The organism is Brevundimonas sp. (assembly GCF_036659295.1).
Taxonomy (GTDB): domain Bacteria; phylum Pseudomonadota; class Alphaproteobacteria; order Caulobacterales; family Caulobacteraceae; genus Brevundimonas.
Map to the genome: position 1 here is coordinate 1 of NZ_JAVXCU010000150.1, position 2,465 is coordinate 2,465.

Sequence of the window (2,465 nt, forward strand, 5' to 3'; positions counted from 1 at the left end):
CTATAAGGGCGGAGGCTGGCAAGGGGCTGCGCCGGACGCAATAGCGGCCAACAAGTCCTATGATCCGGAACATGCCACCAGCTGGGAAGTCGGCATAAAGGCTGACTGGCTGAACGGTCGTCTGCGCACCAATCTGGCCGCCTTCCGCACCGATTTCGAAGACCTGCAGGTTGAACTGCTGGACGACGTGTCGCTGACACTGGTTGTCGCCAATGCCGCCGACGCTGTGATTCAAGGTCTGGAATTCGAAGTGAAGGCCCGCGCAACCAGCTGGCTAACCCTGTCAGCCTCCGGCTCGCTGATCGATGCAGAATATGAAGAATATATCGATCCGCTGCGTGGCACAGACTATAGCGGCCACCGCATCCAGCGCACGCCAGAGTATCAGTACTCGGTCGGCGCAGACGTCAATCTGCCGATCAATGACAAGCTGAACTTCATCGCCGCGGGTAACTACTCCTATCAGGACATGATGTTCTGGGGCCCTGAAAGCACCAACCGCGAAGCCGGTTATGGCCAAATGAACGGCCGTATCGGTGTCGCCTCGGAAGATGGCCGATGGAGCCTGACGGTATGGGGCCGCAATATGGGTGACACCCTGTATCGCACCAGCGTCATCCCGTTCGTAGGCGACGAAGTCTCCCTGTTCGGCGCACCCAAGACTTATGGCGTACGTCTGGCGGTTCGTTACTAGGCACGATCCTATTCCAACCCATGATACTCGGGGGCGGGTCGGAGACGACCTGCCCCCTTTCTTGACTCCGGAGCCCGGGCCAATAAGGGTCCAGCATAGGGGCAAGCCCGAAGGACACTATGACTGCTGATAATTCGACCGCCAACACCTCCAGGGAAGCAGCGGAAGCCCACCGTCTGATCGCTGCCAGCTCCGCCTCGCGGGCGCTAAATCTGCTGGGTGATCGCTGGACACTGATGATCAGCAGCAGTGCCTTTGCCGGTGTAACCCGCTTCGAGGACTTCCAGTCGGGAATCGGTATCGCCCGCAGTTTGCTGACCGACCGCCTGCGTCGTCTGGAAACTGCCGGTGTGCTGGTCCGCAGCCGCTATTGCGAACGCCCTCCGCGCGACGAATACCTTCTGACCGAAATGGGCCGCGACCTGTTTGGCCCTAGCATGATGATCATCCGCTGGGAAAAGCGCTGGCACTTTGATCCCAAGGTCCCCGCCCACAATATGAAGCACAGCTGCGGGCACGACTTCATCCCCGAGTGCCGCTGCAACCATTGCCGCATGGAGATCATCGCGCGCGATACGATTGGCGAACCCGGTCCCGGTGCCGGTATGGAGCCTGCGCCCAAGGCCCGCGCCCAGCGCCGCTCTACGGTCGAGATCAATAGCGGCACCCACGCCATGATTGAACGCTCTATCGAAGTCCTTGGTGACCGCTGGATTGCCCACGTCATCGCCGGTGCATTCTACGGGCATCGTCGTTTCAGCGAATTCCAGCAGGCTTTGGGTGTCGCCACCAACATCTTGTCCGAGCGACTGGCCCGACTGGTCTCGCTGGGGATACTCGAACAGAGCCAGTATCAGGACAGCCCTGTCCGCTACGAGTACAAGCTGACGCCCAAGGGCCTTGATCTGTTCCCGCTGGTTCTCGAACTGGTGCGCTGGGGCGGGCGCTGGATGTCCGATTCTGCTGGTCCTCCCGAATATATCCGGCACAAGCCCTGCGGCGGCATAATCACCCCCCTTCTGACCTGCTCACACTGTGGCGAGGAACTGACACGCGAGAGCCTTTCGGGGCTTTGAGCCCAACCGGCAAAGTCACTTGCATAACAGTACGCACAGAGTTACGCTCACTCCATCAACCAATGGGGCTGTGATGAAACTCGAACGTCTTGAGCCTGTTAAAACTTCGCTGGGTGCCACCAACCATCCGTATATGACGGGTGCATGGACCCCGCAGTGGGAAGAGGTCACGGCCCTTGATCTGGACGTGATCGAAGGGGCCATTCCTACCGATATCGACGGGGTTTATCTTCGGAATACCGAGAACCCCCTGCATCAGCCGCTGGGCCGTTATCACCCGTTTGACGGTGACGGCATGCTGCACCAGATCGATATCAAGGACGGCAAGGCCGACTACCGGAACCGCTTTATCCGCACGCGCGGTTTTGTCGCCGAACAGATCGCCGAGGGTGCACTCTGGGGCGGCATTCAGGATGGTCCTGGCACCTCCAAACGCCCCGGTTTCGGCGCACATGAAGGCCTGAAGGATTCATCCTCGACCGACGTGGTGATCCACAACGGCAAGGCTGTTTCCACCTTCTACCAGTGTGGCGAAGCCTACATGCTGGACCCCGAAACGATGGAGCAACTGGGCGTTGCCTCATGGGTGCCGCTGGATGGTGTTTCGGCCCACCCCAAGACCGATGAACGCACCGGCGAGATGCTGTTCTTCAACTATTCCAAGCACGCGCCGTACATGCATTACGGCGTGATCG

3 protein-coding genes are annotated in these 2,465 nt (G+C 59.6%); all 3 read left to right on the forward strand.

The features are described 5' to 3' along the window. Positions 1 to 694, forward strand: a 694-nt coding sequence (locus tag RSB01_RS13960; RefSeq protein ID WP_332625737.1) for a TonB-dependent receptor, incomplete at its 5' end; no start/stop codon positions are given. Positions 695 to 813: 119 nt separating this feature from the next. Beyond that, a complete protein-coding gene (locus RSB01_RS13965; protein ID WP_332591833.1) occupies positions 814 to 1,770 on the forward strand; it encodes a helix-turn-helix domain-containing protein in 957 nt (318 codons plus the stop codon). A gap of 73 nt (positions 1,771 to 1,843) precedes the next feature. Further along, positions 1,844 to 2,465: carotenoid oxygenase family protein (locus tag RSB01_RS13970; protein ID WP_332625739.1), on the forward strand; the 622-nt coding region annotated here is incomplete at its 3' end.

Bases quoted from the DNA above. Each gene is read 5' to 3' on its own strand.
- RSB01_RS13965 (WP_332591833.1), top strand. From the start codon at position 814: ATGACTGCTGATAATTCGACCGCCAACACCTCCAGGGAAGCAGCGGAA.